We start from the raw sequence: 24,350 nt of genomic DNA on the forward strand, positions 1-24,350 counted from the left end.
CGGCCTGGCTCGTGACCGCACCGCCACTTCACGCGCAGACCGCCACCATGACCCAGACCGCACAAGCTTCCGATCTGTTCGATTTCTGGATCGGCGACTGGGACGCCTCATGGATCGGCACGGACGGCAAGCCCGGCCGGGGCCGCAACCGCATCGGGCGGATCCTGGACGGCAAGGTGCTCGAAGAGAACTTCGAGGAGACGCCGGATGGCACATCGCCGCCGCTCAAGGGGCGCTCACTGTCGGTACTGCACCAGCTCCTGGGGCAGTGGCGCCAGTCCTGGGTCGACAACCAGGGCGGGTACTTCTCCTTCACCGGCCTGGCAGAGGGCGACCGCCGAATCTTCATCACCGACACCGTGATGAAGAATGGCCAGCCTTCGGCCCAGCGCATGGTGTTCCACGACATCAGGAAGGACACGTTCACATGGGATTGGGAAAGCACCGGCGACGGCGGCAAGACCTGGAAGCTGCTTTGGCGCATCCACTACAAGCGGCACGCGCCGTGATGCGGACCTGGGCGGCGGCTGTGACCGCGAGCGTGGCCGTCGTCGGCTGCGCATGGGTGGACGCACCCATTGACGGCACATGGCGCAGCGCGCCATCGATGCAACACGGCCGCGCGGCACATGCCGTGGTGTCGACGCCGTCGGGCATCGTCGCGCTCGCGGGCACCGGCGCCTCAGGCCGTCCTGTCATCGAGGTCGAACGCTTCGACGGCAAGGCCTGGACCGTCGTCACGCGACTGCCCGCCAACGGGCTGAACGCTCCGGCCGCGGCGGCACTCGGCGAGCGCATCTACCTCATCGGCGGCTTCGACCTGACGACCAACGTGCCCGTGTCGCAGGTGCGTGTGTTCGACACGATCAGCGGAAATTGGAGCGATGGCCCGGCCCTGCCCGCGCCACGCGGCGGGCATGCGGCCGCGGTGCTCGATGGACGCATCCACGTGATCGGCGGCGGCAACTCGCGCTCGACCATTGCCGACCACACGGTGTTCGATCCGAGCACCCAGCAGTGGTCCGAGCTGGCGCCCTTGCCACGATCGATGGGCAGCCCTGCCGCCGTGGTCCATGGCGGCGTCCTGTACTCGGTGGGTGGCCGCAGCGGACCATCGGATTTCGGCGACGTCTACCGCTACGACGCAGCGAACAACCGGTGGGTGGCCATGCCCTCGATTCCTCCTCGCGGCACGGCCGGCGCGGTGTCGTACTGCGGCGCCATCCATCTCTTCGGCGGCGAGTCGCAGGCGACGGAATCGACCATCGCCGAGGCCTTGCGGCTGGACGAGGCGAAAGGCGAGTGGACACGCATCGCCTCCATGCCGACGGCACGCAACTTCGCACGCGCGGTGGTGCGAGACGGCAGCGTCTACGTCGTCGGTGGCAGCCGGGCCGCGGGCAGCAGCCATGAGTCCGCGGGCTCGGCCATCGTGGAGGCGTTCAGCGCGCCTTGCGGGCGCTGAACCGCGTCACATCCCCAGCGCCGACTCGGCGCTCACCGCCGGCATGTTCAGGGCCTTGGCCACCGGCGCGCAGGTGATGCGCCCGCGGTGGATGTTCAATCCGTTGCGCAGGTGGGCGTCGTCCACCATCGCCTTCTCGCCTTTGGCCGCCAGTGCGAGGCCGAAGGGCAGCGTCGCGTGGTTGAGCGCATGGCTGGACGTGGCCGGCACGGCACCGGGCATGTTGGCCACGCAGTAGTGGATGATGTTGTCGACCTCGTAGGTCGGCGCATCGTGCGTGGTCGGGCGCGAGGTCTCGAAGCAGCCGCCCTGGTCGATGGCCACGTCCACCAGCACGCTGCGCGGCTTCATGCGCGAGAGCATCGCCCGGCTGACCACCTTGGGCGCGCTGGCGCCGGGGATGAGCACGGCGCCGATCACCACGTCGGCCTGCAGCACCTCGTCTTCGACATTCGCCACGCTGGAGAAGCGCGTGCGCGCCCGGCCCTGGAACAGCTCGTCGAGCTGGCGCAGGCGAGGAATGGAGCGATCCAGGATGGTGACCTCCGCCCCCAGCCCCGCCGCCATGCGCGCCGCGTGCGTGCCGACCACGCCGCCGCCGATCACGACCACCCGCGCCGGCGTCACGCCCGGCACGCCGCCCAGCAGCAAGCCCTTGCCGCCGGCCGGTTTGCGCAGCGAGAAGGCCGCGGCCTCGATGGCCAGCCGCCCGGCCACTTCGCTCATCGGCGCCAGCAGCGGCAGGCCGCCGCGCTCGTCGGTCACCGTCTCGTAGGCCACCGCGGTGCAACCCGATTCGAGCAGGCCGTGCGCCTGTTCCGGATCCGGCGCAAGGTGCAGGTAGGTGAAGAGGATCTGCCCGCGCCGCAGCATCTTCCACTCGGCGGGCTGCGGCTCCTTGACCTTGACGATCATCTCGGTGCCCGCGAACACCTCGTCCGCGGTGGATGCGATGCGTGCGCCGGCCGTCACATAGGCGGCGTCATCGGCACCGATGCCCAGGCCCGCGCCGGTCTGCACCAGCACCTCGTGCCCGTTGGCGACGTACTCCCGCACGGCCATCGGCGTGAGGCCGACGCGGTGCTCCTGAACCTTGATCTCCTTGGGCACACCCACGCGCATGACCGTCTCCAGGAATGTTGGCGTTCCTCCAGTCTAGGAATCGCCTCGCCGCATTTCCTGTGGTTTGCGCCACGGGGGAACCCTTGAATCGGGCTCGAACCCTCCAGAATCGGGATCGCAGACCGGATATCTGACTACGGGCTGCGGAAGTGCCACGCCTTGGGCCGCGTGAAGGCCAGGATGCCGTGGCGGGACAGTGTCAGCCCCATGCCCGACTCATTCACGCCCGACCACGGCAGGCGCGGACTGACCCGGTCGCAGCAGTTCCAGTAGACCGAGCCGGCGTTCACGCGCGACAGCAGCCGCTGCGCCCGTGCCTCGTCGGGGGTGTAGACGCCGGCGGTCAGGCCGTAGCGGGTGTCGTTCATCAAGCCCACCGCCTCGTCGTCGCCGCTCACCTTCTGGATGCCGATGACGGGGCCGAAGCTCTCTTCGCGCATCAGGTCCATGCGGTGGTCGACGCCGACCATCACCGTGGGCTCGAACCAGTGGCCGGGCTTGTCGATGCGGTGACCACCAAGCAGCAGGCGCGCACCCTTGGCGATGGCATCGGCCACCTGCGCCGAGAGCACGTCCAGCTGGGGCCGCCGCGTGATGGCGCCGATGTAGGTCGCCTCGTCCATCGGATCGCCCAGCTTGAAGCCGCGCACGGTCTCGACGAAGGCCTGAACGAATTCGTCATGCACCTTCTCGTGCACGTAGATCCGTTCCACCGAGCAGCAGCTCTGGCCGGTGTTGTACATCGCGCCATCGGCCAGCGAGGCGGCGGCGTTGGCGATGTCGGCATCCTCGCAGACATAGGTCGGATCCTTGCCGCCCAGCTCCAGCTGCATGCGGATCATGCGCGGCCCAGCGGCTTCGGCGATCCTGCGCCCGGTCGCGTTCGACCCGGTGAAGAACACGCCGTCGACGCGCTGGTCCAGCAGCGCCGCCCCCACCGAGGCCCCGCCGACGAGAGGCACGAACACCGCCTGCGGAATGCCGCTTTCATGCAGGAGCCGCGCGATGTGCAGTCCTGTGAGCGTCGAGAACTCCGAGGGTTTGTACAGCACCGCATTGCCCGTGAGCAGCGCAGGCACGAACACGTTGCCGCCGACGAAGTACGGGTAGTTCCACGCCGAGATGTTGGCGATGACGCCCAGCGGGTCGTGCCCGATGCGCTCGGCGATGCTGTGGTCCTTGAACACCGTTTCGGTGGCGATGGTGCCGTCGACTTCGGCCAGGAAGAAATCGATGCGCCCGAGCAGCCCCTTGATCTCGTTGCGCGACTGCGTGATGGGCTTGCCCACCTCGCGCGTGAGCGTGGTGGCCAGCACCTCCAGCTCCGCTTCGAGCAGTGCGCGGAAACGGGCGATGCAGTCCTTGCGGCGATCCAGCGGCCACGCGGCGAAGGCCGGCTGGGCTGCACGCGCCTGCCGGGCCTTTGCGGCCACGCTTTCGGCGCTGTCAGCAGCAATCTCGGCCACGTGCTCGCCGGTCGCGGGGTTCACGATGGTCAATGCATCCATGGCCATCACATCGCCGCGTTGAAGAAGCGCTCGAAGTCCGCCGGCGTGCACGGCCGCGGATTCGTCTGGTGGCAGATGTCGGCCTGCGCGATCTCCACCAGTTGCGAAATCTGCCCGGGTTTCACGCCACGCTGCGCCAATCCGCCGGTGATGCCCACTCGCCGCTTGAGCACGCGCAGCCATTCCACGAACGCCGCGCCACCGCCGCCGACGCCGCACACGTGCGCCAGCTCATCGAACTTCTGCGGCGCGGCCTCGCGGTTCCAGTCGAGCACGGTGTCGATCATCAAGGCATTCGCCAGCCCATGGTGCAGATCGCAAACGGCGCCCAGCGCATGCGCGCAGGCATGCACCGCCCCCAGGTCCTTCTGGAAGGCGATGGCCCCCATCATCGAGGCCATCATCATGTCGCTGCGGGCATCGATGTTCGCGGGCTCGCTCACCGCCACCGGCAAGGCCCTGGCTGCGATGCGCGCCCCCTCCAGCGCGATGCCGTCGCACAGCGGGTGATAGGCGGGCGACAAGTAGCTCTCGATGTTGTGCGTGAGCGCGTCCATGCCCGTGGCAGCCGTCACCGCGGCCGGCAGGCCCAGCGTGAGTTCGGGGTCGGCGAACACCGCCTTGGCGAGGATCTTCGGCGAGAACACCACGCGCTTCACATGCGACACATCGTCGGACACGACGCTGGAGCGCCCCACTTCGGAGCCTGTGCCCGCGGTCGTCGGCAAGGCCACGAAGTGCGGCAGGGGCTGCGTGATGGAACGCACCTGCGGGTGGTCCCACACGTACTCCATCACATCGCCCTCATGCACCGCCATCAGGCCGACGAGCTTGGACACGTCCAGCGCCGCGCCGCCGCCGAAGCCGATCACGCAGTCCGCACGATGCGCCTTGAACGCCGCGGCCCCGGCCATCACCTGGCTGCCGGTGGGATTGCCGAAGACACCATCGAACACCACAACGTCCAGCCCCTGCAGGTGCGAGCGGAACTCCTTCAGCAGGGGCAAGGTGGCCAATGCCCTGTCGGTGACGAGCAGCGGACGCTGGCAGCCCTGCGCCAACAGGTGCTCGGCCACCTCGCGCCGCGCGCCGGCACCGAAGCGGATCGCGGTGGGAAACGAAAACCCATTGATGCTCATGACTCAGATGATCTCGAAGTAGCGTTTCAATTCCCAGTCGGTGACGCCGTCCAGCCACTGCCGCCATTCCCAGTCCCGGGTGGCGGCGAAGTGGTCGACGAAGTCGTCGCCCAGCCAGTCGCGCGCGATGGCCGAGTCGCGGAAGATCCGCGTGGTCTCGATCAGGGTGCGCGGCGCACGGGGGATGTCCTCCGCGCCCTGGTTGGTGCCGGTGATCGGCGGCGTGGTGAGCTTCAAGCCCTTCTCCACGCCGTGCAGGCCGGCCGCCAGGACAGCAGCCATGGCCAGGTACGGGTTGATGTCCGCCCCCGGGCAGCGCGTCTCCAGCCGCGTCGACTTGGCACTCCCGGCGATCACCCGGAAGCTTGCGGTGCGGTTGTCCACGCCCCAGGTGGGTTTCACCGGCGCCCAGAAGCCGTCCACCAGCCGCTTGTAGCTGTTGACGGTGGGCCAGAACATCGGCGCGAATTCCATGAGGCAGGCAACCTGCCCGGCCAGGTAGCTCTCGAACACGCGGCTCATGGTGCGCGGCGCCTTCGCGTCGAAGAACACGTTGCGCTTGCCGTCGCTCAGGCTCTGGTGGATGTGCCCGCTGCAGCCCGGGTACTGCGCGCTCCACTTGGCCATGAAGCTGGGCATGATGCCGAAGCGCGCGGCGATCTCCTTCGCGCCGGTCTTGAAGAGGATGGCGCGGTCGGCCGCCTCCAGCGCTTCCGAGAAGAGGATGGCCGCCTCGTACACGCCCGGCCCCGTCTCGGTGTGCAGCCCTTCGATGGGCACGCCGAACTCGCGCATCTCGTCCATGAGCGCATTGAAGTACTCGCGCTGGTGATTCATGCGCAGCAGCGAGTAGCCGAACATGCCCGGGGTGATGGGCTCAGGCCCGAAGCCCTTCTTCGCCGCCCAGCTCTGCGGCGTCTCGGCGAAATTGAACCACTCGAACTCCACGCCGCACATTGCCTGCAGGCCCAGCTTCGCGCCCCGGGCCAGCACGCGGCGCAGGGTCTGGCGCGGGCAGATGGGCGATGGCGATCCATCGGGACCCACGAACTCGCCGAGGAAGAATGGCACGCGGCCGTCCCAGGGCACGTGGCGGAAGGTGTCCAGGTCGATGCGCGCGAGTGCATCGGGAAAGCCGTGGTGCCAGCCGGTGAGCGTGGTGTTGTCGTAGCAGGTGTCGCTGCTGTCCCAGCCGAACACCACGTCGCAAAAGCCGAAACCGCCATCCGGATGTGGCCTTGCCGCGCTGAAGAACTTGTCAGGGTGCAGGTACTTGCCGCGCAGCACGCCGTCGATGTCGCTCACCGCCACCTTGACCTTGCCGGCCTCGCTGCTGCGCACTGCCGCCAGCGCCGGATGGTCGCCGGACTTCTTCGAGGAACTCGGTTCGCGTGGCATGCGCAGCCTTTCGTGGAGCCCGGGTCGCGGATGGGCGGAGGTGTACCCTACTTCTGTGACTCCGATTTGGCGCCGTACCGCCGCGTCCATTCCGCGAGGATGCGGTCGCGGTTGTCCGCCGCCCAGCCGAAGTCCATCTTCACCAGGCGCCGTTCATAGTCGTGCGGGATGTTGGGCAGCGCCTCGGCCATGCCCGGCTGCGCGGTGATGGCGAAGTTGCGGCCGTACAGCGTCATTGCCTCCGGACTCGAGGCCCAGTCGGCCAGCAGCTTGGCCGCCGCCACGCGCCGCGTGCCCTTGACGATGGCCAGGGACTCCAGGTCCCAGCCCAGCCCTTCCCTGGGGAACACGAGGTCGATCGGCGCGCCCTTGGCCTTGTTGGTGTTGCCGCGGTATTCGAAACTGATGCCCACCACCGCGTCACCGGTGGAGGCCATGGTGCAGGGCTTGGAGCCCGAGGCGGTGTACTGCGACACGTTGCTGTGCAGCGCGTCCATGAACTGCCAGCCGCCGCCCTTGCCGCTGTCATCGCCAAAGAGCGTGAGCCAGGCCGTCACGTCGAAGAAGCCGGTGCCCGAGGACACCGGGCTGGGCATCACCACCACGCCGCGGTACACCGGGCGGGCGAGGTCCTTCCAGGTCTCCGGCCTGGGAATGTTGCGGCGCGCGGCCTCCACGGTGTTGAAGCAGATCGCCGCGCCCCACACGTCCATGCCCCACCACGCCGGCGGGTTCTTGCGGTCGCGGTATTGCGCGGAGATGTTCTCCAGGTGTGCCGGAGCGTAGGGCAGCAGCACGCCGCGCTTGTCCAGCACCGCGAGGCTGGTGGCCGCCACGCCCATCACCACGTCCGCCTGGGGCGCGGAGCGTTCGTCCAGCAGCATTTCGGTGATCACGCCGTTGGGGTGGCGCACCCACTTGATGTCGATGTCGGGCTGGCTGCGGGCAAAGGCCGCCGCATAGGCCTTCACCTGGTCAGGTTCCAGGGCGGTGTACACCACGAGCTGCGTGCGCTGAGCAAAGGCGGCCGGGCACAAGGCGGCGAACATCGCCACGCCCCATGCCGGCCGTCGCCAGGACCATGCCATTGCTGCCTCCAGGGAATCCGGTGCGACCCAGTGTAGGCATGGCGTCACGAACGTCAACCGAAGACCCCGGATGTCTCTATGATGGCCCCATGATGACGATGCGCCCTTCGGCGCATGGAGACACGTCACCCCGATGCTGCACCTGCTCAACCTGCTCGCGGCCATCTCCCTCCTGGTGTGGGGCACCCACATCGTGCGCACCGGCGTGCTGCGCGTGTTCGGCGAGAGCCTGCGACAGGTGCTGGCCAAGAGTTTCAGCAACCGGCTGAACGCCATGGTGGCCGGCATCGGCGTGACCAGCGTCGTGCAGTCCAGCACCGCCACCTGCCTGATCGTCGCGTCCTTCGTGGGCAAGGGCATCGTGAGCACCACCGCGGCGCTGGCCGTGATGCTGGGCGCCGACGTGGGCAGCAGCCTGATGGCGGTGGTGTTCTCCTTCGACCTGTCGTGGGTGTCGCCGCTGCTCATCTTCGTGGGCGTGGTCACCTTCGTGTCGCAGCAGGACACGGGTGCGGGCCGGGTGGGCCGCATCCTGATCGGGCTGGGGCTCATCACCCTCGCCCTGCACCTCATCGTGGACGCCACGCGGCCGCTGACGCAGTCGCCCGCGGTGCGTGCCCTGCTGGTGGCCCTGCCCAGCGACATCCTGCTGGACATCGTGGTCGGCGCGGTGCTCACCGTGCTCTCCTATTCGAGCCTGGCCATCGTGCTGCTCACCGCCACGCTGGCCGCCTCGGGGCTGGTGCCCACGGGCGTGGCGCTGGGGCTGGTGCTGGGCGCCAACGTGGGCAGCGGCGTGCTGGCCATGCTGGCCACCGGCCGGGCCTCGGCGCAGGTTCGGCGGCTGCCGGTGGGCAACTTCCTGTTCAAGGCGGCCGGCGCGCTGGCGGCCATTCCGCTGCTGGGGCAGGCGCACATCCTGCTGCAGGAGTTCGTGGGCGACGTGCACCAGCAGGTGGTCATCTTCCACCTGGGCTTCAACATCGTGATCGCGGCGGTGTTCATCGGGCTGACGGGTTTCGTCGCACGCATCACCGAGAAGCTGCTGCCCACACGTGCCGTGGGTGCGGGCACCGAGCGCCCGAGGCACCTGGACCCGTCCGCCCTGGCCACGCCATCGCTGGCCATCAGCTGCGCCGCGCGCGAGGCGCTGCACCAGGCTGACGTGGTCGAGACCATGCTGCGCGGCATCATGCCCATCATCCGCAACAACGACGTGGCGCTGGCCGAACAGCTGCGCCAGATGGACGACACGGTCGACGAGCTCTACACGGCCATCAAGTTCTACCTCACGCAGATCTCGCGCGAGGCATTGTCCGAACGCGAGAGCCGGCGCTGGACGGACATCGTGTCCTTCACCATCAACATGGAGCAGATCGGCGACATCATCGAGCGCGTGATCCAGGACGTGGAGGACAAGAAGATCCGCAAGAACCGCAGCTTCTCCGATGCCGGCATGGCCGAGATCGCCGCCCTGCACGAACGCCTGATGGCGAACCTGCGACTGGGCATGAGCGTGTTCCTGGACGGCCACGCGCGTGACGCGAAGAAGCTGCTCGAAGAGAAGGCGCGATTCCGCGACATGGAGCACGAGTACGCCGCCAGCCACATCGCCCGGCTGCGCGAGAACACCGCGCAGAGCATCGAGACGAGCTCGCTGCACCTGGACCTCATCAGCGACCTCAAGCGCATCAACTCGCACATCTGCTCGATCGCCTATCCCATCCTCGAATCGGCCGGGGCCTTGTCGAAGACGCGGATCCGGCAGTCGAGGTTCGCGGCGCTACCGCCCGAGATGGAGTGAGGACTGCGCCTCGATCCACGCCGAGTGGATCAGCACAGCCTCGAAGGTGAACTCGCCGGCGGACATGCGGCGCACGAGGTCATCCACGGCCAGGCAGTCGAAGCCCATGACTTCGCCGTCCTGGTTGCTGGGTACCATGTGCGAAGGTACTTGGGCACTGAACATCGCCATGTGCTCGACCATGTATCCATCGGACACGGGACGCCGGACCACCGCGCGGCCGATGTCGCGAACCTCGCCGAGATCGGCCAGCCGCAGGCCCGCCTCTTCCCAGGCCTCGCGCTCCAGCGTCGTCGCCACCGACTCGCCAAAGGCCGCGAGCCCGCCCACCAGCGTGTCGAGCATGCCCGGGTCCACCGCCTTGTCGAGCGCACGGCGCTGCACCCAGACGCGTCCGTCGGCATCGCTGCCCACGAGGTGCACTGCCTGCGTCGCGATGCCGAGCACACGGACCGCGGCACGTTCTACCGCCGCCACGACCTGGCCTTGCTCATCGGTGACGGCGACGCGCTCGTGGCGCCACTTCCCGCCGTGGCCGTTGGCATGCAGCCATCGAGCCATGGCGTGAAGCGATTCGTCGGGCGCGCCGGTGACGGCCCAGCCATCGCCTGAGGCCTGCACAGGCAAGCCCGCCTGCACCATCTCCTGTGCAAGACGCGGCTCGACGGATCCACAGACACGCGAGCCGATCAGCAATCGCCCACGCGGCATCGCCGGCCCGACCTGCGCCCGTGCCAGGTAGTCCCGGAACCAGGCGCTGTCGCGATCGAAGCCCATGGCCGGGTTCAGTGCAGCATGCGCAGCAGGCCGTAGCCACCGGCCAGCGCGGAGATGACCGCGAAGGCGGTCTTGGCGGTCTTGTGCGAAGTCACGGCGCCAAGCACGCTGCTGGCGGTGATGAGGGCGAGAAGGTACGACGTCTTCATCAAGCCATCGTATCAAGGCTTCTTCGCCAACTCGCGCGCGATCCAGCGGTCGACGTGCGCCTCCAGCACGGCCAGCGGCAAGGGGCCTTCGCCCAGCACCGTGTCGTGGAAGGCTGCGAGGTCGAACCTGTCGCCCAGGCGCTGCCGCGCCCGCTCGCGCAAGGCCTGGATCTTCAGTGCGCCGAGCTTGTAGCCCAGCGCCTGCGCGGGCCACGCCATGTAGCGGTCGATCTGGTTGGCGGCCTGCTTCTCGGTGAAGCCGGCGGTGTCCACCAGGTACGCGATGGCCTGGGCCCGCGACCAGCCCTTGGCATGGATGCCTGTGTCGACCACCAGGCGCGCGGCGCGGAAGATCTCCAGCCGCAGCTCGCCCACGTACGCCGCCGGGTCTTGGTACAGGCCCATCTCCGCGCCCAGCGATTCGGCATACAGCGCCCAGCCCTCGCCATAGGCATTGATCCATGCGCGCTTGCGGAACTTGGGCAGGTCCATCTCCTGCTGCATCGCCATCTGGAAGTGGTGGCCCGGCTGGCCTTCGTGCAGGAACAGCGCCGTCATGGTGGTGGCATCGTAGGTGGCGGGATCGTTGATCACCGCCCAGAAGACACCGGGGCGCGAACCGTCCTCGGCCGGCAGCGAGTAGTGGTCGGAGGCCGCGGCGCGCGTGAGTTCAGGCTCAGGACGAATCTCCAGCGCCGCCTTGGGGCTGCGGACGAACAGCTGACCCAGCTTGGCCTTCACGCGGTCGTTGATGTGCGCATAGGCCGCGAGGATCTGCTCCTCGCTGCGAAAGGGCAGGAACTTCGGGTTGCCGCGCACCCAGCTCAGCAGGAGGCGCGGGTCGCCGTCGTAGCCCAGCTTCGGCGCGACTTTCTCCAGCTCCTTCTGGATGCGCGCGACTTCCCGCAGGCCCATGGTGTGGATCTCGTCTGGCGTCAGTTCGGTGGTCGTCTGCGACCGCACCCATTGGCGGTACCAGGCTGCCCCTTCAGGCAGCGCACCCCAGCCTGCCGTGTCGCGGCAGGCCGGCAGGTACTCGCGCTCGATGAAGAGCACCAGGCGCCGCACGGCCGGTGCGATGCGGCCCCGCACTTCCTGCCGATAAGCCTCCGACAGGCGCTGCCGATCGGCATCGGCGAACGATGCCGGCAGGCTGCGCACCGGCGCGAGGAAGGGGTTCTCCTCCTCGCGATCGCTGGCCATCTCGCGCAGCTGGGCCTGCACCGCTGTCATGACGCTTCGCGGCTGCACGATGCCGCGGCGCATGCCTTCGCGCATGTTCACCATGGCCTGGTCGATCCAGGCTGGCAGGCGTGCGATGCGGCGAAGGTAGGCCTCGTGCTGCGCCACCGTCTGCAAGGGCTGCTCGGCCTGGCCGCTGGCGAAGGTGGCGAGCTGGATGGGCACGGCCCCAAGATGCTGCAGCGGCAACAGGTCGTCGTTGAACCGTTCGAAGCCCAGCCTCGACTTCAACTCGTAGGCCAGCAGGTCGTGCGTGAGCGCATCGGCGGCCGGCAACTGGCCGCGCGGGATGCGCGCCAGCTGCCGCAGCACATCGCGGTACATCGCGAAGCGCTGCCGCCGTTCGCCCGGCGCAATGCCGATGGGCAACTGGTCGTCGAAGCGGTTGTCACCTTGCAGCGTCGCCGAGTAGATGGGATCGAAGCGCGCCTGCGCCTCGTAGTAGCGCTCGGCCAGCGCAGCCAGCTGGACGGATGCCGGCTTGACCTCGGCCGCCACGGCGGCCCCACCCACAAAGCACGCCGCAAACAGGAAGATGAATCGGAACCAACGCATGTGAACCCTGCCCTCAATCAGCCAGACCACGCCAATGCGCGAGCAGTTCCGCGTTGAATGCCCGCCATCGCTCCTCGGGAAAGAACAGCCGCGCTCCCTCGAACTCCACGCGCTGATGCGCGCCCGGGATGGCTTGCGCCAGCCAATGCGACCATTTGACGTCGAAGTAGACATCATCCGTGCCCCACACGATGAGCGTGGGGGCATGCAGCGCCCTCAGGCCGGATTCGATGGCCATCGTCTGCGCACAGTCGAAGGCGGCGAGAAAGCGCGCGAGATCGGTGGTGCGCTGTTCGCTCGCGAGGTGCGGACGCAAGTAGCACTCGATGCTCGCGTCGTCGACCGTCTGCGGGTTCTCGTAGGCCGGACCAAGAGCCTGCGGCGAACGATAGAAGTCCTTCTCGTCGATCATCTTCTGCAGCGCGCCCCGCAGCCCGCCGGCAGCAGAGAGGGCGAGGAAGGGTTTGAAGGCTTCGGGCGGCCAGTTGTCGTGCGCATCGCAATCGGTCAGTGCCAGGCTTCGCACGCGCTGCGGATGCCGGGCCGCAAAGATCTGCGCGATGCCGCCGCCGCTGTCGTTGCCGACCAGGTCCGCCTCGTCGATGCCCAGCGCATCGAGGAACTGCAGCAGCATGGCGGCATTGGCGTCGGAGGAGACGTCCTGCTGCGGCGCAATCTGCGTGGCGCCGTGGGCCAGCAGGTCCAGTGCGATGCAGCGGCGATGGCGCGACAGGTGTTCGAGCTGGTGCCGCCACAGGTAGCCGTTGAGCAGCACGCCGTGCACGAACAGGGCGACCGGCCCGCTGCCTTGCTCGACGTAGGCGATGCGGCCGGAGGGCGTGTCGACGAAACGGCGCTGCGATTCGAATTCCCGGGGAGTCATGTGTGGCCTCGTGATGGAGTGAAAACGAGGCGCAAGCGTAGGGATGCCCCTGCGCAAAGACTTGGCAAAAATTGACTTCGGCAGCATGCGGCGGCCATCACTAAGATGGCGGCTCTTCCAGCACCGCTGCACCATGTCCCTCACCCTCACAGACGCCACGCCCGTCGAGCGCCACTACCGGCCCATGCGCCGGGCCAGCGGGCTGCGCGTGCTGCGCTGCCACTGCCATGCCGGCGTCGACGAGCGGCCGGTCGACGAGCAGCACGAGGCGTTCTCGATCACGCTGCTGGAGCGCGGCACGCTGGGCTATCGGACAACGGCCGGGAGTGCCGTGCTGTCTCCCGGCTGGCTGATGCTGGGCAACCCGGGCGAGGCCTACGTGTGCTCGCACGAGCACGGCGATGGCACCGGCGATGACTGCGCCGTGCTGTCGATGTCGGCCCAGACGCTGGACGAGGTCTGCAGCGCGCTGGGACGCACCGGTGTGCCGCCGACATTCAATCGTGCCGGCATGCCGCCCCTGCCGCGCGTGGCCGCGCTGTTCGGCGGCTTGCTGGATGACGGCGACGAAGGCTTCGCCCTGGAAGAGACCGCGCTGGCCGTGGTCGACGCCGTCCACGCCGCGCTCTGCGACGGACAGGCGCCCGAACCGGCGATGCCACAGGATGACCGCGCACTGGCCGCCGTGAACTGCATCGAGCAGCGTGCCACCGAGCCCCTGTCGCTCGACGACGTGGCCCGCTGCGCCGGCGTCGGAAGCTTCCACCTCGTGCGCATGTTCCGGCGGAGCATCGGCGTCACGCCACACCAGTACCTGATGCGGGTGCGCCTTCTGCGGGCCATCAGCCTGCTGCGCGACACCGCCCGCCCCGTCACCGACGTCGCCTACGACAGCGGCTGGTCGGACCTGTCGAACTTCTCGCGCACCTTTCGCCGCGAGGTGGGATGCTCTCCGAATGGCTTCCGCAAGGGCGGGGTTGCCGGCAGCTGATCAACGCCGCAACACTGATCCGTTGTCGTGCGAGGGCAACGATCAGCGCCACCGGAAGCAAAAAGCGGCCGTTTCGTTCCGCCAGCCGGGATTGCCCCAATTTGGTCCGGCGGTTTCGCGGCCGAAAGTAGCGGCATGCGTAGTAAATCCTGGTCGCGATTCTTCGTCGTCGCCCCGTTGCTCTTCAGCGTCCTGGCCGGTGGTGCTTGCATGGCACTCGCAGGACAACAGGCCCCAGGGGTCGTGATCACGATGCTGCTGCTCACCTGTGGCGGCACGTGCAGCTGGAACATCTGGCGGAACGAGCGTCGGTAACGGGCCATCCGGTGTACGAATGGGCACTTTGAGCGGTCCGCACTGGCGATCGCCCATCAAGTGGCGCCGCAAAGTGCCGATAGGCAGCCATTGGCCCCGGGCCGCGAGACACGAAGGATCATCATGGCGGGCGGCCGCAGCATTTGGCATCGCCTGAAGTCGGCTTGGCAAGGCGCCGTCGATGGGTGGCGCCACCCTGACGCCACTGCCAGCCAGCAGCCCTCGCACGACGGCAACGTGAACGGCCGGCTGCTCGACATGCTGGAGCGAAGCGCCGACAACGTGATCCAGACGGATCACCGCGGCGCCATCACCTACCTCAATGCCTCGGCCAGGGCCGCGCTGAACATCCCTGCGCAGGGCCCGCTTCCCGAACTGGCGCTGGCCGAACTGGCACCGGCCGCCACCCGCGCGCTTTTCGACGAGGTGGTGGCCCCGGCACTGGCGTCGCAGGGCCGCTGGTGCGGCGAGGCCGCGGTGCGTCTGGGCGGTTCACAGGAGGCACTGTTCAGTCACATGGCGCTGGCCCATCGCGATCCGCACGGGCACATCGACGCCTACTCCGTGGTGATGCGGGACATCTCCGCGCAGGCCCAGGCGCATGCCGAGGTGCTGCGGCACACGCAGATCCTCCATGCCATTTCCGAAGCGATCCCCGCCACGGTGGTGATCGTGGATTCGCAGGGCCGGTACCGGTTCGTCAACAGCGCCTTCGAGCGCTACGTCGGCCGAGCGGCGAGCGACATCATCGGCCGCACGGCAGTCGACATTCTTGGGGCGGAAGAAGTCGCGCGCCGCAAGCCTTACATGATCAAGGCACTGGCTGGCGAGGCCGTGAGCTTCACGCTGGACTACCCCGGCGACCAGGGCACGACCCATCTGTCGCTGACCTGCATTCCACTCAAGCTGGATGGCGAAGTGGATGGCTTCGTCGGCATCGGGCAGGACGTGACCGTGCAGCGGCGAGAACAGGATCGGCTGACCCACCTGGCCGAGCGCGACCCCTTGACCGGGTTGTTCAACCGGGCCGGCTTCGAGCAGCGTGTGGAGCGCAAGGTCGCGATGGGCGAAGGCGAAAGCCTTGCGTTGCTGTTCATCGACCTGGATCACTTCAAGCCGGTGAACGACCGGCTCGGCCACCTCGCAGGCGACCGCCTGCTGCAAGGCTTTGCAAGGCGCCTGGGCGAGGCAGTGCGCGGCAGCGACGTGGTGGCGCGGCTGGGCGGCGATGAGTTCGCCGTGCTGCTGGCCGGCGTGCGCGACGAGGCGACGGCACGGGCCGTTGCGGAGAAGGTATTGGCCGCGGCCAACCAGCCCTTCGACCTGGAAGGCGGAACTGTGCGCGTCAGCGCCAGCGTGGGCGTGGCGTTCTCAGCGCGATCCGACGCGAACTGGCGCGAACTGCTGGCCCGTGCGGATGCCTTGCTGTACCAGGCGAAGGCTGCGGGGCGTGGGCGGCAGATGGTCGAGGAGTTGGTGGCCGCAAGAGAGCGGGCGTGATGCACCCGGGGCATCAAGAAACACCGAGAAGTCCTGAGCCGAAATGGGTGATGTTGCGCAGTGGTGGACGCGGTTCCAGCGCTGCGTACACTGCCGCGCTCGGGAGTCCCTTCGATGGAGCATTGCGATGCCATTGCTGGAACCGCTGGACGCACAGGCGCTGGACACCAGGATTTCTGAATTGCTGGCCGCCACCGCCGGAGGCTATGACCGCCACCTGGACGAAGAGATCACCGAGGTCCTTCAGCTGCTGCGCGAGCAGTTGAAGATGGACGTCATCTTCGTCTCCGAGTTCATCAACGGCCAGCGCGTCTTCAGGTTTGTCGACGGAGGCGATGCCCTCGGCATCCACGCCGGCGTGGGTGACCCCCTGGAACAAAGCTACTGCCAGCGCGTGGTCGACGGGCGCATGTCCGAACTGGTGAAGGATGCTGCGGAGGCCGTGCGGCGAGGCGAGTTGCCGCCGACGAGCATCAAGGTCGGAGGGCACTTGAGCACCCCGGTCATCCTGCGCGACGGCCGCGTCTATGGCACGGTGTGCTGCTTCGGCAGCGTGCCGAAGAACCATCTGGTCGAAGCAGATCTGGTCCGTCTCAAGCAATGCGCAAAGCTGGTGGCGAGGAAGCTGGACATCCAGCAGCGCACGGACTTCTCACCGGCTCGGAAATAATCTCGGGGCAAGCAGATGGCTGCGACGCGGAGGTTGCCGATGGAATCCGATGAACGAGCTGTCCGCGAGGTGCATGCCGCCTGGATCGAAGCCGTCAACGCCGGTGACCTTGAGCGCCTGTTCGCCTTGATGTCGGACGATGTCGTCTTTGTGAATCCAGGCTTGGCGCCGTTCGGCCGCGATGGGTTCCCTGCGCGGTTCTCAAGCGCTCATCGAGAAAATCGGATCCATTGCATCAGCGAGCTGCAAGAGGTCGTGGTCGTCGGCGGCTTGGCGCACACGCTGTGCAGTGACTCGTTGTCCGTCGAGCCGCGTGCCGGTGGAGACGCCATGAAGCTGGCCGGGCATCGCCTCACGGTCTATCGCAAGCAGTCCGATGGCCGCTGGCTTCTGGCTCGCGACGCGCACACCCTGGCGGCGGTGGAGCACTGAGGTTGCAGGAGGCGATGAGCACATGAAAAACGCCGCCAGAGATATTTCTTCTCTGGCGGCGTCGGTCTGGGTCTTGGTGGAGCCGGGGGGAATCGAACCCCCGTCCGCAAGCCATCATCAGGCAGTTCTACATGCGTAGCTCTCTGATTTGGTTTTAAGAGTGGCCGCCGCGCAGGAGCACGCTGCGTTCACCCCGAGTCACTTGATTTAGCCCTGGACTGAGTGACCCAGCTCAGAGCGAGCCAATGTGTATGACTTCGCAGTCCTTGGGTTGCCCCTCAGACCCGGCCCATCGGCCAACCGTTGCGAAGCTCACCGGTATTAAGCGGCGAGGGCGTACGAAGAGTCGTTCGCAGTTACTTTGATCCAGATGGATTTACGAGGTGCCTGGCCCTCGGCATGCCCTGTTCCAACTCCGCACCCACGTCGAAGCCAAGTCGGCCCCAGGAAGTCGTTAGTTTAGGCCAAGCCCGGAAGGTTCAAGAGATCTGCAGGCTGGCGGACGATGAATTCCGCACCCCAGGCCTCGATGGGCTCGCCCAGACCCAGGTAGCCCCACCCTGCCACCGCCGTGGCCATGCCGGCTGCATGGCCGGCCTGCACGTCGCGCAGGTCGTCGCCCACGTAGATGCATCGCTCGGGGGCCAGGCCCACCCGGCGGGCCGCTTCCAGGAGCGGCTCGGGATGCGGCTTGGCATGCGGGGTGGTGTCGCCCGAGATGACGGCCGCGGCGCGCGGATGCAGCCCCAGCGAGCGCACGAGCGGCTCGGTGAAGCGCGAGGCCTTGTTGGTCACGATGCCCCACTTGGTGTGCCGCCGCTCCAGGGCTTCGAGCACGGGCACGACGGCGTCGAACACGCGGGTCTGAAGGGTCATGCGCTGCTCGTAGCGGCGCAGGAAGTCGTCGCGGAGTTCGAGGAAGGACTCATGCGCCGGCCCCACGTCGAAGGCCACGCCGATCATGCCGCGCGCGCCTGCCCCCACCATGGGCCGGAAGCTCTCGTAAGGCAGCGCAGGCAGGCCGTGGGCTTCGCGCAGTTCATTGGCCGCGCCGGCGAGGTCGGGGGCGCTGTCGATGAGCGTGCCGTCCAGGTCGAACAGCACTGCTTCGAAACGGTCAAACATCATGTGCCCTTGCGGCAGGCCAGCAGGTAGTTGACGCTGGTATCGCCCGACAGCCAGTAACGCTGCGTGAGCGGGTTGTATTCCATGCCGCGGGTGGCCTGCAGGTCGAGGTCGGCATCGCGGCACCACTGCGCCAGCTCGCTCGGGCGGATGAAGCGGGCGTACTCGTGCGTGCCCTTGGGCAGCATCTTGAGCACATGCTCCGCGCCCACGATGGCGAAGAGGAAGGCACGGGCGTTGCGGTTGATGGTGGAGAAGAACACCCAGCCGCCCGGCTTCACGAGCGCACTGCACGCACGCACGACGGAGGCGGGTTCGGGCACGTGCTCGAGCATCTCCATGCAGGTGACGACGTCGAACTGCCCGGGTGCCTCGGCGGCCAGCACTTCGGCGGCCACTTCACGGTATTCGATGTTGGGGGTCTGCGCTTCCAGGGCATGAAGCTGCGCCACCTTGAGCGCCTTGGTCGCGAGGTCAATGCCCAGCACGTTGGCGCCGCGCCGCGCCATGGAATCCGACAGGATGCCGCCGCCGCAGCCGATGTCCACCACGCGCTTGCCAATCAACCGGGCCTGCTGGTCGATCCAGTCCAGCCGCAAGGGGTTGATCTGGTGCAGCGGCTTGAACTCGCTTTCGGTGTCCCACCAGCGGTGCGCCAGTTCACCAAACTTGGCGAGCTCGGAGGGGTCGGCATTGAGGGTTGTCATAGCCCTTGATGTTAACCAATGGGCCTGCCCCCACCACGAGGGCGAAGGCCCAAAAACAAAGCCCCGCCGGGGCGGGGCTTTGAGGCATCGGCGAAGGCCGATTTACTTCTTGCTGCGGGTACCGACCACTTCGATTTCCACTCGACGGTTCTTCGAGCGGCCTTCGGCGGTCTTGTTGTCGGCGACAGGCTGCTTCTCGCCCTTGCCTTCGGTGTACACGCGGTTCTTCTCGACACCCTTGCTCGTCAGGTAGTTCTTGACGGCATCGGCGCGCTTGACCGACAGCTTCTGGTTGTAGGCGTCGTTGCCCACCGAGTCGGTGTGGCCGACGGCGATGATGACTTCGAGGTTGATGCCGGACATCTTGCTGACGAGGTCGTCCAGCTTGGCCTTGCCTTCGGGCTTGAGCGTGTCCTTGTTGAAGTCGAAGAACGCGTCAGCGGCGAAGGTCACCTTCTCGCTCACCGGGGCCACGACGGCCGGGGGCGGCGGGGGCGGGGGCGGGGGAGCAACCGGGGGCGGGGGCGGCGGTTCAACCGGCGGGGGCGGCGGAGGAGCCTTGGGAACGGGCTTGATGGCGCCGTCGCAATCGGGGTGAGCCGTGGCGGGCGTCCAGTTGGCATCGCGCCAGCACAGTTCGTTGGTACCGTTCTTCCAGGGAATGCCAGTGGCATTGACCCAGTTGTCAATCGTTTGCGACTGAGCGAACACACCCGACGCCGAGGCGGCGAGCGTGGCGGATGCGAAGAGCGACGCCACCTTGTTCAGTTTCTTCATGATTCTCCTCTCGAGGGAAGGTGCAGTTGTTTCTGCAAAACGTCCGAACCGGAATCGGAAAACGTTGGCACACCAATGCCCAATAGGCGCATGGTCCACCACCCGAATGATTGTGCCAGCCCAAGCCGTTTTTCCCCCTTTTGCCCCGTCGAGCATGAAGCAGTGTTGCGCATGTGCTACAACCGCGCGCACTTAGAATGTCGGGCTTCGCCTCTCCCCTCGCCACCCTTTGCGGCGGGCCTTCACGGCCCACGCCTGCCTCATGACTCAATTCGCCAAGGAAACCCTGCCCATCAGCCTCGAAGAGGAGATGCGGCGCTCCTACCTTGATTACGCGATGAGCGTGATCGTCGGCCGTGCGCTGCCCGATGCGCGCGACGGCTTGAAGCCCGTGCACCGGCGCGTGCTGTTCGCGATGCACGAGCTGAACAACGACTGGAACCGGCCGTACAAGAAGTCAGCGCGTATCGTCGGTGACGTCATCGGCAAGTACCACCCTCACGGCGACAGTGCGGTGTACGACACCATCGTGCGCATGGCGCAGGACTTCTCGCTGCGCCACATGCTGGTCGACGGCCAGGGCAACTTCGGCTCGGTCGACGGCGACAACGCCGCGGCCATGCGGTACACGGAAATCCGCCTGTCGAAGATCGCCCACGAGATGCTGGCCGACATCGACAAGGAAACCGTCGACTTCGGCCCGAACTACGACGGCTCCGAGAAAGAGCCGCTTGTGCTGCCCACGCGGCTGCCCAACCTGCTGGTCAATGGCGCCGCAGGCATTGCGGTGGGCATGGCCACCAACATCCCGCCGCACAACCTCAACGAAGTGGTCGACGCGTGCCTTCATCTGCTGAAGAACCCGGCGGCGACCATCGATGAACTGATGGAGATCATCCCGGCACCGGACTTCCCGACCGCCGGCATCATCTACGGCCTGTCAGGCGTGCGCGACGGCTACCGCACCGGCCGCGGCAAGGTGGTGATGCGCGCCAAGTGCCACTTCGAGGACATCGACCGTGGCCAGCGCCAGGCGATCATCGTCGACGAGATCCCCTACCAGGTGAACAAGAAGAACCTGCTCGAGCGCATGGCCGAGCTGGTTCACGAGAAGAAGCTCGAAGGCATCAGCCACATCCAGGACGAGTCCGACAAGTCGGGAATGCGCGTGGTGATCGAGCTCAAGCGCGGCGAAGTGCCCGAGGTGGTGCTGAACAACCTGTACAAGCAGACGCAGCTGCAGGACACCTTCGGCATCAACATGGTGGCGCTGATCGACAACCAGCCCAAGCTGTGCAACCTGAAGGACCTGGTCGAGATCTTCCTGGAGCACCGCCGCGAAGTGGTGACCCGCCGCACGGTGTTCGAGCTGCGCAAGGCGCGCGAGCGCGGCCACGTGCTGGAAGGCCTGGCCGTGGCGCTGGCCAACATCGACGAGTTCATCGAGACCATCAAGACCTCGCCCACGCCGCCGGTGGCCAAGGCGGCGCTGATGAGCAAGAGCTGGGACTCCTCGATGGTGCGCGAGATGCTCGCGCGCGCCGAGAAGGAAGCACCCGGCGGACGCGAGTCGTTCCGTCCTGAAGGCCTTCCGAAGGATTACGGCATGCAGCCCGACGGCCTCTATCGCCTGTCGGATGCACAAGCCAGCGAAATCCTGCAGATGCGCCTGCAGCGCCTGACCGGACTCGAGCAGGACAAGATCATCGGCGAGTACAAGGAAGTCATGGCGGAGATCGCCGACCTCCTGAGCATCCTCGCCACGCCGGCTCGGGTGACGAGCATCATTTCGGACGAGCTGAACGCCATCAAGCTGGAGTTCGGCCAGACCAAGGTGGGCGCGCGCCGCAGCCAGATCGAGCACAACGCGCAGGACCTCGGCACCGAAGACCTGATCACCCCCACCGACATGGTGGTGACGCTCTCTCACACCGGCTACATCAAGAGCCAGGCGCTGTCCGAGTACCGTGCGCAAAAGCGCGGCGGCCGCGGCAAGCAGGCCACGCAGACCAAGGATGACGACTGGATCGACCAGTTGTTCATTGCGAACACCCACGACTACATCCTGTGCTTCACCAACCGCGGCCGGGTGTACTGGCTGAAGGTCTGGGAAGTGCCGCAGGGCTCGCGCAACTCGCGCGGCAAGCCCATCGTGAACATGTTCCCGCTGCAGCAAGGCGAAAAGGTGAACGTGGTGCTGCCGCTGACCAACGGCTTCCGCAGCTTCCCGCCTGACCACTACGTCTTCATGGCCACCGCCCAGGGCACCGTGAAGAAGACTTCGCTGGACGAGTTCAGCAACCCGCGCAAGGCCGGCATCATCGCCGTGGACCTCGATGAGGGCGACTACCTCATCGGCGCGGCGCTCACCGACGGCAAGCACGACGTGATGCTCTTCAGCGACGGCGGCAAGGCCGTGCGCTTCGACGAAGACGACGTGCGCCCCATGGGCCGCAACGCCCGCGGCGTGCGCGGCATGATGCTCGAAGACGGCCAGAGCGTGATCGCCATGCTGGTGGCCGAGGACGAGACGCAAAGCGTGCTCACCGCCACCGAGAACGGCTACGGCAAGCGCACGAGCATCGTCGAGTACACCCGCCACGGCCGTGGCACCAAGGGGATGATCGCCATCCAGCAAAGCGAGCGCAACGGCAAGGTGGTGGCCGCCACGCTGGTGCGCCCGGATGACGAGATCATGCTCATCACCGACCGCGGCGTGCTCGTGCGCACGCGTGTCTCCGAGATCCGCGAACTGGGCCGCGCCACCCAGGGCGTCACGCTCATCGCGCTGGACGACGGCTCCAAGCTGAGCGGCCTGCAACGCATCGTCGAGAACGACGCCAACGAGTCGGGTGGCGATGCCGCCTCCGGCGACGAACCCGCACCCGAGGAGAACAATTGATGAAACGCTGGATGGCATTGGCGCTGGTTTGCTGCGCCACGGTGGCAAACGCCCAGACGCAGGGTTCGCCGGCCAAGAAGGAGCTGATCAACAAGCTGCTGACGCTGCAGCAGGCGGGTGTCGATGACCTGGCCCGCACCATCGCGCAAGGCCCGGCCATGAGCCTCGGCCAGCAGGCCATGGTGGCGCTGGAGACCGTGCCGGCCGACAAGCGCGACGCCGCAGCGAAGTCCATTGACGCCGACCTCAAGAAGTACCTGGAGGAGACCACGCCGATCGTGAAGGAGCGCACCACCAAGCTGGCGCCGGTCGTCATCGGGCCCTTGCTGGAAGAAAAGCTCACCGAGGACGAACTCAAGCAGGTCATCGCCTGGATCGAATCGCCGGTGCGCAAGAAGTACGAAGCGCTGTCGCCGGAGATGCGCACGGGCCTGGGCCAACGCGTGCTGGCTGACCTGTCGCCGTCGCTCAACCCGAAGATCTCGGCCTTGCAGGACAAGATCGTCGGCACCCTGCGCGCCTCGGGCGCCAAGCTGCCGCCCAAGCCGGCCGCCGGCCCGGCCAGCGGCGCCAAGCCGGCCGCCAAGGCCGCCAGCAAGTAAAGAGAACTCGCGTTGGCGATGATTCCTGCCCGTCTGCACACCGCCATGGACCGTCGCAAGCGCTTGCACATGCGAGAATTTGGCGCACGCCATGGCTGAGACCACCCCCGCGACCAATCCCGCGCTGCTCGCGCTGCGAACCCAGATCGACGCGGTCGATCGCGAGCTGCTGTCCCTGCTCAATCGGCGGGCTTCGCTCGCTCAGGAAGTGGGCGAGGTAAAGAAGAAGGAAGGCTCGGTGGCCTTCCGCCCCGAACGCGAGGCGCAGGTCATCGACGGCCTGAAGGCGAAGAACCCCGGCCCGCTGCACTCCGACAGCGTGGCGCCCATCTGGCGCGAGATCATGTCGGCCTGCCGGGCGCTGGAGACGCCCACGCGCGTGGCCTACCTGGGCCCCGCCGGCACCTTCAGCGAAGAAGCTGCGCTGGGCTTCTTCGGCTCCTCGATCGTCAAGGTGCAATGCGCCAGCATCGACGAGGTGTTTCGCACCACCTCCGCGGGCGCGGCCGACTTCGGCGTCGTGCCGGTCGAGAACTCCACCGAAGGCGTGGTCGCCCGCTCGCTGGACCTGTTCCTCACCGAGCCGCTGTTCATCATCGGCGAGACGAGCTTGGCAGTACGGCAGAACCTGCTGCGCAAGGAGAACTCGCTGGCCAACGTGAGCGCGGTGTGTGCTCATCCGCAGGCGCTGGCGCAGTGCCATGGCTGGCTCAGCAACCACCTGCCCCAGGTGGAGCGCCGGCCGGTGTCCAGCAATGCCGAAGGCGCGCGCCTGGCGAGCCTGGATCCGTCCCTCGCCGCCATTGCCAGCGAGCGCGCGGCCAGCGAGTTCGGCCTGCACGTGGTGGGTCCGGCCATCCAGGACGATCCGCACAATCGCACCCGCTTCGCCATCCTCACCCACCCGCTTCGCCATCCGCAGCCCCAGGCCTCGGGCCACGACTGCACCAGCCTGGTCGTGTCGGTGACCAACCGCCCCGGCGCGGTGCACGACATGCTGGTGCCTCTCAAGCAGCACGGCGTGTCGATGACGCGCTTCGAGTCGCGCCCCGCACGCTCGGGCCAGTGGGAGTACTACTTCTACATCGACATCCAGGGCCATCCCGACCAGCCGGCCGTGGCCACGGCCTTGAAGGAACTGCGCTCGGTCTGCGCCTTCTTCAAGGTCCTGGGCACTTACCCCATCGACGTCCACTAAA

General features: G+C 67.2%; 22 protein-coding genes and 1 other RNA gene. 10 read left to right on the forward strand and 13 right to left on the reverse strand.

All coding sequences use genetic code 11. The annotated features are described in order from the left end of the window. Positions 1-47: 47 nt before the first annotated feature. Both DZC73_RS29575 and DZC73_RS29580 read left to right on the forward strand, forming a co-directional pair. A complete protein-coding gene (locus tag DZC73_RS29575; protein WP_161974421.1) occupies positions 48-509 on the forward strand; it encodes a hypothetical protein in 462 nt (153 codons plus the stop codon). 98 nt (positions 510-607) lie between these two features. Further along, entirely contained in the window at positions 608-1,465 is an 858-nt protein-coding gene (locus tag DZC73_RS29580; RefSeq protein WP_161974422.1) for a Kelch repeat-containing protein, read from the forward strand. A gap of 6 nt (positions 1,466-1,471) precedes the next feature. Here the strand turns inward: DZC73_RS29580 and ald are convergent, their stop codons facing one another. The 5 genes from ald to DZC73_RS02380 form a co-directional block, all read right to left on the reverse strand. Further along, positions 1,472-2,587 (reverse strand): alanine dehydrogenase, encoded by a 1,116-nt coding sequence (ald, locus tag DZC73_RS02360; RefSeq protein WP_124538584.1) that lies wholly within the window; start codon positions 2,585-2,587, stop codon positions 1,472-1,474. A gap of 134 nt (positions 2,588-2,721) precedes the next feature. After that, positions 2,722-4,095 (reverse strand): aldehyde dehydrogenase family protein, encoded by a 1,374-nt coding sequence (locus DZC73_RS02365; RefSeq protein ID WP_124538585.1) that lies wholly within the window; start codon positions 4,093-4,095, stop codon positions 2,722-2,724. A gap of 5 nt (positions 4,096-4,100) precedes the next feature. Next, complete coding sequence (locus tag DZC73_RS02370; protein ID WP_124538586.1) at positions 4,101-5,234, reverse strand: iron-containing alcohol dehydrogenase; 1,134 nt, start codon at positions 5,232-5,234, stop codon at positions 4,101-4,103. A gap of 3 nt (positions 5,235-5,237) precedes the next feature. Next, positions 5,238-6,632, reverse strand: coding sequence for a glutamine synthetase family protein (locus DZC73_RS02375; protein ID WP_124538587.1), 1,395 nt, complete (start codon positions 6,630-6,632; stop codon positions 5,238-5,240). Positions 6,633-6,679: 47 nt separating this feature from the next. Further along, positions 6,680-7,720, reverse strand: coding sequence for a putative 2-aminoethylphosphonate ABC transporter substrate-binding protein (locus DZC73_RS02380; protein ID WP_124538588.1), 1,041 nt, complete (start codon positions 7,718-7,720; stop codon positions 6,680-6,682). Positions 7,721-7,853: 133 nt separating this feature from the next. Between DZC73_RS02380 and DZC73_RS02385 the strand changes: the two genes are divergently transcribed. Further along, a complete protein-coding gene (locus DZC73_RS02385) occupies positions 7,854-9,524 on the forward strand; it encodes a Na/Pi cotransporter family protein (protein ID WP_124538589.1) in 1,671 nt (556 codons plus the stop codon). On the opposite strand, the gene DZC73_RS02390 is transcribed toward DZC73_RS02385, so the two are convergent. Genes DZC73_RS02390 through DZC73_RS02400 form a run of 4 tightly spaced genes read right to left on the reverse strand, consistent with a single transcriptional unit; the run spans position 9,504 to position 13,130 of the window. Next, positions 9,504-10,301: an NUDIX hydrolase gene (locus DZC73_RS02390; RefSeq protein ID WP_124538590.1), complete on the reverse strand. Its 798-nt coding sequence runs from the start codon at positions 10,299-10,301 to the stop codon at positions 9,504-9,506. The genes DZC73_RS02385 and DZC73_RS02390 overlap by 21 nt on opposite strands. A gap of 8 nt (positions 10,302-10,309) precedes the next feature. Next, complete coding sequence (locus DZC73_RS29585; RefSeq protein WP_161974423.1) at positions 10,310-10,450, reverse strand: hypothetical protein; 141 nt, start codon at positions 10,448-10,450, stop codon at positions 10,310-10,312. Between the two features lie 12 nt (positions 10,451-10,462). Then, complete coding sequence (locus tag DZC73_RS02395; RefSeq protein ID WP_124538591.1) at positions 10,463-12,247, reverse strand: DUF885 domain-containing protein; 1,785 nt, start codon at positions 12,245-12,247, stop codon at positions 10,463-10,465. A gap of 13 nt (positions 12,248-12,260) precedes the next feature. Then, entirely contained in the window at positions 12,261-13,130 is an 870-nt protein-coding gene (locus tag DZC73_RS02400; RefSeq protein WP_124538592.1) for an alpha/beta fold hydrolase, read from the reverse strand. A gap of 133 nt (positions 13,131-13,263) precedes the next feature. On the opposite strand from DZC73_RS02400, the gene DZC73_RS02405 reads away from it, so the two are divergent. The 4 genes from DZC73_RS02405 to DZC73_RS02420 all read left to right on the forward strand — a co-directional run bounded on the left by DZC73_RS02405 (position 13,264) and on the right by DZC73_RS02420 (position 17,038). Further along, on the forward strand, positions 13,264-14,121 hold the full coding sequence (locus DZC73_RS02405) for a helix-turn-helix transcriptional regulator (RefSeq protein ID WP_124538593.1): 858 nt from the start codon (positions 13,264-13,266) through the stop codon (positions 14,119-14,121). A gap of 438 nt (positions 14,122-14,559) precedes the next feature. Beyond that, positions 14,560-15,936 (forward strand): sensor domain-containing diguanylate cyclase, encoded by a 1,377-nt coding sequence (locus DZC73_RS02410; RefSeq protein ID WP_124538594.1) that lies wholly within the window; start codon positions 14,560-14,562, stop codon positions 15,934-15,936. A gap of 127 nt (positions 15,937-16,063) precedes the next feature. Continuing rightward, positions 16,064-16,606 carry a GAF domain-containing protein gene (locus tag DZC73_RS02415; RefSeq protein ID WP_124538595.1) on the forward strand — a complete coding sequence of 181 codons (543 nt, stop codon included), beginning with the start codon at positions 16,064-16,066 and terminating at the stop codon, positions 16,604-16,606. Between the two features lie 39 nt (positions 16,607-16,645). Further along, positions 16,646-17,038 (forward strand): YybH family protein, encoded by a 393-nt coding sequence (locus tag DZC73_RS02420; protein WP_161974424.1) that lies wholly within the window; start codon positions 16,646-16,648, stop codon positions 17,036-17,038. Positions 17,039-17,112: 74 nt separating this feature from the next. Here the strand turns inward: DZC73_RS02420 and ssrA are convergent. The 4 genes from ssrA to ompA all read right to left on the reverse strand — a co-directional run bounded on the left by ssrA (position 17,113) and on the right by ompA (position 19,647). Beyond that, positions 17,113-17,483, reverse strand: a transfer-messenger RNA (tmRNA) gene (ssrA, locus tag DZC73_RS02425). Positions 17,484-17,497: 14 nt separating this feature from the next. Then, the gene (locus DZC73_RS02430) at positions 17,498-18,163 is read right to left on the reverse strand and encodes an HAD-IA family hydrolase (protein WP_124539471.1); all 666 of its coding nucleotides are present in this window, start codon (positions 18,161-18,163) and stop codon (positions 17,498-17,500) included. After that, a complete protein-coding gene (gene ubiG, locus DZC73_RS02435; RefSeq protein ID WP_124538597.1) occupies positions 18,163-18,870 on the reverse strand; it encodes a bifunctional 2-polyprenyl-6-hydroxyphenol methylase/3-demethylubiquinol 3-O-methyltransferase UbiG in 708 nt (235 codons plus the stop codon). The genes DZC73_RS02430 and ubiG overlap by 1 nt, the downstream gene beginning before the upstream one ends. A 102-nt stretch (positions 18,871-18,972) precedes the next feature. Continuing rightward, a complete protein-coding gene (ompA, locus tag DZC73_RS02440) occupies positions 18,973-19,647 on the reverse strand; it encodes an outer membrane protein OmpA (RefSeq protein ID WP_124538598.1) in 675 nt (224 codons plus the stop codon). A 262-nt stretch (positions 19,648-19,909) separates the two neighbouring features. Between ompA and gyrA the strand changes: the two genes are divergently transcribed. From gyrA to pheA, 3 genes are all read left to right on the forward strand, one after another. Continuing rightward, a complete protein-coding gene (gene gyrA / locus DZC73_RS02445) occupies positions 19,910-22,549 on the forward strand; it encodes a DNA gyrase subunit A (protein ID WP_124538599.1) in 2,640 nt (879 codons plus the stop codon). Continuing rightward, positions 22,549-23,151 carry a DUF2059 domain-containing protein gene (locus tag DZC73_RS02450; RefSeq protein WP_124538600.1) on the forward strand — a complete coding sequence of 201 codons (603 nt, stop codon included), beginning with the start codon at positions 22,549-22,551 and terminating at the stop codon, positions 23,149-23,151. The genes gyrA and DZC73_RS02450 overlap by 1 nt, the downstream gene beginning before the upstream one ends. Positions 23,152-23,242: 91 nt before the next feature. After that, complete coding sequence (pheA, locus tag DZC73_RS02455; protein ID WP_124538601.1) at positions 23,243-24,349, forward strand: prephenate dehydratase; 1,107 nt, start codon at positions 23,243-23,245, stop codon at positions 24,347-24,349. Position 24,350 lies beyond the last annotated feature (1 nt).

It is taken from the genome of Rhizobacter terrae (assembly GCF_003852895.1).
In the GTDB taxonomy this organism is placed as follows: domain Bacteria; phylum Pseudomonadota; class Gammaproteobacteria; order Burkholderiales; family Burkholderiaceae_C; genus Albitalea; species Albitalea terrae.

What these genes read in the sequence shown, in the direction of transcription:
- DZC73_RS02415 (WP_124538595.1), top strand. Translation starts at nt 16,064, where the DNA reads ATGCCATTGCTGGAACCGCTGGACGCACAGGCGCTGGACACCAGGATT.
- DZC73_RS02385 (WP_124538589.1), top strand. Translation starts at nt 7,854, where the DNA reads ATGCTGCACCTGCTCAACCTGCTCGCGGCCATCTCCCTCCTGGTGTGG.
- DZC73_RS02420 (WP_161974424.1), top strand. Translation starts at nt 16,646, where the DNA reads ATGGAATCCGATGAACGAGCTGTCCGCGAGGTGCATGCCGCCTGGATC.
- DZC73_RS29575 (WP_161974421.1), top strand. Translation starts at nt 48, where the DNA reads ATGACCCAGACCGCACAAGCTTCCGATCTGTTCGATTTCTGGATCGGC.
- DZC73_RS02410 (WP_124538594.1), top strand. Translation starts at nt 14,560, where the DNA reads ATGGCGGGCGGCCGCAGCATTTGGCATCGCCTGAAGTCGGCTTGGCAA.
- DZC73_RS02400 (WP_124538592.1), bottom strand. Translation starts at nt 13,130, where the DNA reads ATGACTCCCCGGGAATTCGAATCGCAGCGCCGTTTCGTCGACACGCCC.
- DZC73_RS02450 (WP_124538600.1), top strand. Translation starts at nt 22,549, where the DNA reads ATGAAACGCTGGATGGCATTGGCGCTGGTTTGCTGCGCCACGGTGGCA.
- pheA (WP_124538601.1), top strand. Translation starts at nt 23,243, where the DNA reads ATGGCTGAGACCACCCCCGCGACCAATCCCGCGCTGCTCGCGCTGCGA.
- ubiG (WP_124538597.1), bottom strand. Translation starts at nt 18,870, where the DNA reads ATGACAACCCTCAATGCCGACCCCTCCGAGCTCGCCAAGTTTGGTGAA.
- gyrA (WP_124538599.1), top strand. Translation starts at nt 19,910, where the DNA reads ATGACTCAATTCGCCAAGGAAACCCTGCCCATCAGCCTCGAAGAGGAG.
- DZC73_RS02375 (WP_124538587.1), bottom strand. Translation starts at nt 6,632, where the DNA reads ATGCCACGCGAACCGAGTTCCTCGAAGAAGTCCGGCGACCATCCGGCG.
- DZC73_RS02395 (WP_124538591.1), bottom strand. Translation starts at nt 12,247, where the DNA reads ATGCGTTGGTTCCGATTCATCTTCCTGTTTGCGGCGTGCTTTGTGGGT.
- DZC73_RS02430 (WP_124539471.1), bottom strand. Translation starts at nt 18,163, where the DNA reads ATGTTTGACCGTTTCGAAGCAGTGCTGTTCGACCTGGACGGCACGCTC.
- DZC73_RS02370 (WP_124538586.1), bottom strand. Translation starts at nt 5,234, where the DNA reads ATGAGCATCAATGGGTTTTCGTTTCCCACCGCGATCCGCTTCGGTGCC.
- ompA (WP_124538598.1), bottom strand. Translation starts at nt 19,647, where the DNA reads ATGAAGAAACTGAACAAGGTGGCGTCGCTCTTCGCATCCGCCACGCTC.
- DZC73_RS29585 (WP_161974423.1), bottom strand. Translation starts at nt 10,450, where the DNA reads ATGAAGACGTCGTACCTTCTCGCCCTCATCACCGCCAGCAGCGTGCTT.
- DZC73_RS02380 (WP_124538588.1), bottom strand. Translation starts at nt 7,720, where the DNA reads ATGGCATGGTCCTGGCGACGGCCGGCATGGGGCGTGGCGATGTTCGCC.
- DZC73_RS29580 (WP_161974422.1), top strand. Translation starts at nt 608, where the DNA reads ATGCAACACGGCCGCGCGGCACATGCCGTGGTGTCGACGCCGTCGGGC.
- DZC73_RS02405 (WP_124538593.1), top strand. Translation starts at nt 13,264, where the DNA reads ATGTCCCTCACCCTCACAGACGCCACGCCCGTCGAGCGCCACTACCGG.
- ald (WP_124538584.1), bottom strand. Translation starts at nt 2,587, where the DNA reads ATGCGCGTGGGTGTGCCCAAGGAGATCAAGGTTCAGGAGCACCGCGTC.
- DZC73_RS02365 (WP_124538585.1), bottom strand. Translation starts at nt 4,095, where the DNA reads ATGGATGCATTGACCATCGTGAACCCCGCGACCGGCGAGCACGTGGCC.
- DZC73_RS02390 (WP_124538590.1), bottom strand. Translation starts at nt 10,301, where the DNA reads ATGGGCTTCGATCGCGACAGCGCCTGGTTCCGGGACTACCTGGCACGG.